The sequence below is a fragment of the Bacillus sp. JJ1127 genome (assembly GCF_036965845.1).
Taxonomy (GTDB): domain Bacteria; phylum Bacillota; class Bacilli; order Bacillales; family Bacillaceae_G; genus Bacillus_A.
Genome location: NZ_JBALQK010000259.1, coordinates 1 through 6003, shown reverse-complemented (window position 1 = coordinate 6003; position 6003 = coordinate 1). Strand labels below are relative to the sequence as shown.

The 6003-nt window shown below is 32.1% G+C and carries 7 protein-coding genes; 5 read left to right on the top strand and 2 right to left on the bottom strand.

Going from position 1 to position 6003, the window contains the following annotated elements:
• Nucleotides 1-453: 453 nt before the first annotated feature.
• The 5 genes from V7183_RS21575 (at nt 454) to V7183_RS21555 (ending at nt 3719) form a co-directional block, all read left to right on the top strand.
• A complete protein-coding gene (locus tag V7183_RS21575) occupies nt 454-1362 on the top strand; it encodes an acyl-ACP desaturase (protein WP_070169563.1) in 909 nt (302 codons plus the stop codon).
• Between the two features lie 216 nt (nt 1363-1578).
• A complete protein-coding gene (locus V7183_RS21570; RefSeq protein ID WP_162177850.1) occupies nt 1579-2040 on the top strand; it encodes a CarD family transcriptional regulator in 462 nt (153 codons plus the stop codon).
• A 555-nt stretch (nt 2041-2595) separates the two neighbouring features.
• On the top strand, nt 2596-2760 hold the full coding sequence (locus tag V7183_RS21565; RefSeq protein WP_098212237.1) for a BC1881 family protein: 165 nt from the start codon (nt 2596-2598) through the stop codon (nt 2758-2760).
• Nucleotides 2761-3014: 254 nt separating this feature from the next.
• A complete protein-coding gene (locus V7183_RS21560; protein ID WP_000993974.1) occupies nt 3015-3248 on the top strand; it encodes a hypothetical protein in 234 nt (77 codons plus the stop codon).
• Nucleotides 3249-3485: 237 nt separating this feature from the next.
• A complete protein-coding gene (locus V7183_RS21555; RefSeq protein ID WP_090814546.1) occupies nt 3486-3719 on the top strand; it encodes a YuzF family protein in 234 nt (77 codons plus the stop codon).
• Between the two features lie 67 nt (nt 3720-3786).
• On the opposite strand, the gene V7183_RS21550 is transcribed toward V7183_RS21555, so the two are convergent.
• Together V7183_RS21550 and V7183_RS21545 are read right to left on the bottom strand one after the other, a co-directional pair.
• Entirely contained in the window at nt 3787-4062 is a 276-nt protein-coding gene (locus tag V7183_RS21550) for a hypothetical protein (protein ID WP_097899711.1), read from the bottom strand.
• Nucleotides 4063-4385: 323 nt separating this feature from the next.
• The gene (locus V7183_RS21545) at nt 4386-5822 is read right to left on the bottom strand and encodes an IS4 family transposase (protein WP_335360778.1); all 1437 of its coding nucleotides are present in this window, start codon (nt 5820-5822) and stop codon (nt 4386-4388) included.
• Between the last annotated feature and the right edge of the window lie 181 nt (nt 5823-6003).

Here is a 6003-nt window from a genome sequence, read left to right as displayed (position 1 = left end):
TTCAGTGTAGCCTATCCAAAGATACCCAAATTCGGTCTAAATTATCATAGTCAATGTACATTGTTCTTGTTGGGAATTGTCGTTTAAGGCTATCTCATCAACTGTATTTGTTTTTCAAGCGCTTAATTCTAATATATTAGATCTTACGTCTAAATAAGTTGATAGTGTGTATAAAATACTATTAATCTTTATTATAAAACGATTCTTTATAGGTATGCACCTTTTTACACTCACCTAGATTTACAACATGACGAGTATCTTCATCCATGAATGTTATCCTCAGTATCCCTTTTTATATGAAAAAATCATATAAAAACATAGCGCTCTCAAAGAATTTTGTTACAAATTTATTATGTTTGACTTTAAAAAAGGAACGTAATATTTATTTGTAGAAAATTTTAAGAGTAAAAATAGAATGATTATTTATATGATAAGAAAAGGGGGCACTTATAGATGCTAACAAATGATTTAGATTTCCGATTAGAACCACGTCTAAAAGAACTGTATGAACAACATAAAATAAGAGCTCAGAAGATAGACTGGGGTTATCATGAGTTTTTACCATGGGATAAGGGAATGGACTTTAAAAGAGTTCCTTGGGATGAAAGTCAAGTTACTCTTCCTTCTGGTGTAATTACAGCCATTGAAACAGCTTTATTAACAGAAGTGAATTTACCATGGTTTACAACGTATTTATCTGCAACTTTTAAAGGATCCCTTTCTGTTATTACGGACTTTATTCACACATGGACTTCAGAAGAGGATCAACATTCGAATCTATTGGAGACATATTTACTACTCACTCGAAGTGTAAATCCTAAACGAATACATGAATTAAGAAAGTCAGTCGTTGAGGGTGGATTTGAGCCTGATTTTCATACACCAATCGAAGCCATGACGTATACGACGCTACAAGAACTTGCAACGATGGTGTTTTACAATAATGTTGCTAAGGTTGCAAGTAAGCATGATCCAGATCTTGCTACATTATTACGCCGCCTTGCAAAAGATGAGACTCTTCATTATGCGTTTTATCGAGATGTCATTCGAACACATTTGGAATTAGAACCTAATTATTGCTATCATATTGCCAATGTGATTAAGAATTTTAAAATGCCAGGTGCCGTCATGCCTGATTTTGAAAATAGAATGGCTGTAATTGCAAAAGAAGCGAATTATGGACCACTACAATATTTTGATCAAGTACTTGATGTAGTGGTTGATTATTGGGGGTTAAAAGACTTACGACCAATTGCACCTTTAGCTGAAAAAGCAAGAATTGAGATTTTGGAATACCACACAAGATTGAAAAAAATACGGGATCGATTTGGTCGTTTTCAAGGGAAAACTGATCTACGTTAATGAGTAGAGATTTCAGAATATAAGCGGGGAAATTCCCCTTCCCTTTATGGGAAATCTGACACACTCCCTATTGTTTTGGGGGTATTTTTTACTTAATTTAATTTTTGTAAAAAAGTGATTGACGAGGAAAATATTTTTATGATATTATAAAATATTTGATAAAAAATCACATATATGTTAATGTTAAGAAGGTTACCATATATGGAGGTGGATTATATGTTTCAAATTGGCGATAACATTGTTTATCCAATGCACGGAGCAGGTATAATTGAAGCCATAGAAGAAAAAGAATTCTCAGGAAAAAAACAACAGTATTATGTCATAAAAATGTCAATCAGTAATATGCAAGTCATGATTCCTACGGGAAAAATATTGAGTTCGAGTATACGACCAGTTACTGATATACTTGCATTAAAACACATTATACACATTTTCCAGCATGGAGAATCAGATAGATTACTGCCGTGGAAACAAAGGTATAAAGTGAACACGGACAAAATAAAAACGGGTGAAATACAAGAAGGCGCTGAAGTTGTACGTGATTTAATGCGTATGAAGAAAGAAAAGGCACTGAATACAAGCGAAAAAAAAATGTTGGATAACGCACATGAATTTTTGATTAGTGAACTAGGATTAATTAAAGGGATCACTGAAAATCAAATAAAAAGTTTCTGTTAAGATTCATTCTAGATAATGTATTACATCCCCCGAAAATATCCTGAATTTTTCGGGAATATGATGATTATTAAAAGTAAATCATTTCAAAGACATTCAACTTCTTCAATTCACTTTTAGAGTCGGAACCTCTTTTGTTATTACTTCAATCTAATCCATTTTTATTTTTAAATTTCTTTTACGAACGTTCGAAGTTTCATTAAATAACTCGATCAAATAGTCACTTGATTTTTGCAATCCTGATTCACACTGGCACGGACAAGGAGCCGTAAGGATGAAAGAGAGGTAGGGCTTTCATTGTTTTAGGTATATATATCTAAGTCATTATTTCTAGAAGAAAAAACAATTAATCTCATCTCTATCTTTAAGAATTTTTACATTTACTGAGACAGTGAATAGTAATTGTTTATCTTCTTTTCATAAGAGAGATACGCGAGTTGGTAACATCTAAATATATGGTCAACGATACAAATTGATGGGATTACTAGAACTAGAACCCATTTTTACAATTTATTTAACATAATAAGATTAAATGAAACAATAAGAAGGAGTGAAGATATGAAACGCATGCCAACGCAAGAATTAAGTAACGAGTTAAAGAAGCGGAAAGGAATTACTTCTATTAAGATTGAGTCTTATGAAAAAATTGAAGTTGGTGGAATTGTTGTAGATGGACCGGCTGTTATTTTAATTAATCAAGAATACCTAAAAATTATTGAATGAAGAAAAGGATGATCCTTTACGAAAAGGGATGATCCTTTTTGTTTGCTGCAACTTTTATTTGATGTGTTGGGGTTAAAAGGAAGGAGAGGGTCGGGATTATCATGGTGGAAAGCTTAATATTGGTAGGATTTCTTTTTACGTTATATAAATTAGTTGAAAAAAAAACAAACTAATTTATATAACGATATATTGTTTCCTTTTTAAGGGTGAGATTTATTTGATAGTGAAATGGATCATTTAAAGGAGGAATTTAGATGAATGCAAGGAAAGAACGCATAAAATACGAAAAGATGTCAAAGAATTATGACCGTATTTATTCAGTTTCGTTTATCCTATTAATTATACTTGTTTGTAGTAGTGTGATTATCATAGGAGCTACAGGAGGAAAATATGGAGTGTTTTTATTGTTAGCAATTTTACTTAACGCACGTATTACGAAAGAATCTCAAAAAAAGTATGAGCACTATTCTAATAAAGGACGTATTTAAAATCATACATATCTTAAAAGGAACAACCTAGATGTACATTCAAAATATCCATATATCATCACCTATTAACTAGTAAAAGTAACTTTATATAAATAATTGTTAGCAATTTAGAAATAGAAACCGTATCTTATTAAAATGTTATTTCCGTTCCTATAATGAATTATCCTTCTAGCATATTTATAAGATTTATATCATATATTAGGAGAAAGAATGTAAGTTAGAAAGGAGTCTTATAGAATGAGTTATTCGGAAGGAAATGACTTGAGTGAACAACATATGGTAAGTGCACCCAATCCCTACGTATATCAGACATTACAATCAGTAATTGGTAAACATGTGGTTATTGAAACTGTAAGAGGTAATGTAAGAGGAAAGTTAAAAGATGTTAAACCAGATCATTTGCTCATTGAAGATACGGTGCCATATATTGTACGCATTCAACAAATTGTATGGATTATGCCAAAACAATAATCAAATTACATCTAATCAGATTTATAAAAAATTAATGTCATAGTCCACCAAGTAAAAACACAGGGTTTTATCTCTGTGTTTCTTCAAATTTCCGTTTTTGAATATATGCTTGAGCATGAATAAGTTCTTCCTGAAGCTCTTTTAATTCTTTTGTAGATTCTGATTCAATAGCCATGTAAGTAGTAACTAAACTGATCATCATATCCATCTTCTCTACTATATTTTGAATGACTTGTTCAGATTGCTCTTTTTTAGGGTGTTGTATTGCTATTAATACATTTTCTATATAATTGTTCTTTCTTTGCTGGATATCATTAATAAACTGTTTTGTGTTTGAGTTCATTTGTTTTTCCTCCGTTTTGCATATACTTCTATTCTATCATATTTGAATAGAAAATATTGGATCCCCCTAAATTCACATCTGTCTCGTACATCTCCTCAAATATACAAACTAATTCCTTAACGTACAGAGAACTAATCGAAATGTGTCATTTTTATGTCTAAACGTACAATTTTCTTTTTTTGATATGGTGACCCCATGCCCATCAACTTAAGAACTGAAACTAAATGAACGTTCGTTCAAATAAACTGAAAAACTCTTAAAACACTTCTTCTCCTTAAAAATGAGCATGCTAAATAAACCTAGATAGGTATCATTTTTAAAGATTATGCAACTTTCTTTTGTTTTCTAAGTCCACTATACTCATAGACAACACCCATAATATCAAAGACTGTTTTCTTCTCATATCGATGAGATTTCCGCCCGTTTTTCTGTAGTATGTGGAATAGGCGAATTAGAATCTTTGTTACTTCTTGGGTGCCTTTCTGTATAGCTTGATACAAAAGATATAGATAATCTTGAATCATCCCTATTGCTTTATATTCGCTTAATTCTCTTTTCTTCTTTTGTAAAAGAAGTTGGCGCATTTTAAACATAGTAGAGGAGCACAGGAAAATAGCGATTAGCTTTCCATATAAGTGGCACTCTAATCGTTCTTGTTTTACATTACGATAATGGTCTATTTTGAAGAGTGATTTCCACGTTTTAAAGACAATCTCTATTTGCCAACGCAAAGTATATAACTCATGTACCTGTTCCATCGGAACCCATTCCCATGGTGTATTCGTCACGTACACGTTTAATCCCGCTACCATTTTACTTTTCGCTGAGTATGTTCTATTTTTGGATTTTTCTTTCTCTAAGATTTTTGCTCGTCTTTTTTGAAGTTGTTTTTCTGTTAATCGATTAAAAATAACGCGTGAAAACAGCTGTTGTTTATCACCAATATAAGCATGTTTTAATTCAAATGTTTCTCCAGGCTGTAGTTGATTTAAAATCTGTTTCACATCAACTTGTATGTATTCCGATTGTTTTTTTATTGCACCATTTTTAAAGTATTCCGGGTTTGGATTTTTCACATATACATTTGTATTTAATTTTAAACGAGAAATATAGTATGTACCTCGTTGATCCATTTGATCTAAGTCTTCCAAGGAAAAATAACCCAAATCACGAATGCATAAATCTCCTGGTCGTAAGGTATCTAAGCACTCTGTACCAAAAGTTTTGTCATTATTTTTTCCTGGTCCAACTTGAAAGTTAAGAAATTCCCCACTGTGCAGATCATATTCTAATTGAATTTTGATTCCGGCTGTTTGGGCACATCCTCCAGAGCCTGGATATACATTCTCTAAAGCATTTGGCACTTGAAATACGGTGGCATCTAGGATACGGATTTGTTGAAAATAAGAGAAAAGGTGGTTAGAAATTTGTGTTTGTTCACATACTTTTTGTTGTAACAGTAAAGAAAAAAGATGTTTTAAAAACAAAACTGCTTTCGCATTTAAACGTTTATTTAAGCCCTCAGGGCTGAGTAAAGTGCCTGTCGCTGCATGAAGCCTACTACATAATCGAACCAAGGGATCACTTGCTACTTGTTGACTGATCCAAATGCAAATAGTAGCTAAGTCTGAGCCAGAAAACTTACGTTTTCGTTTGATAAATCCGATTTCTCTTGCAAGTTCTTCTAAGAATACAGGTGTAACATATCGTTGTAATTCTTCTGCAAATGGTAGTAGTTCATCTTGAATCGAGAGATTCATAAGAAAACGTCATCCTTTCTAATTTAGCCTGTTTAGAAATGATAACGCTTTTTGGTATTTGAGGGTATTAAAATCTCCTGAGTTGATGGGCATGTATATTGCCCCTAATGCTGCTATTCAAAAGTTTACTTCCGAAAATAAGAAAAAGCCCTAAGTAGTTAAGACTCTTTTTGTATACCTT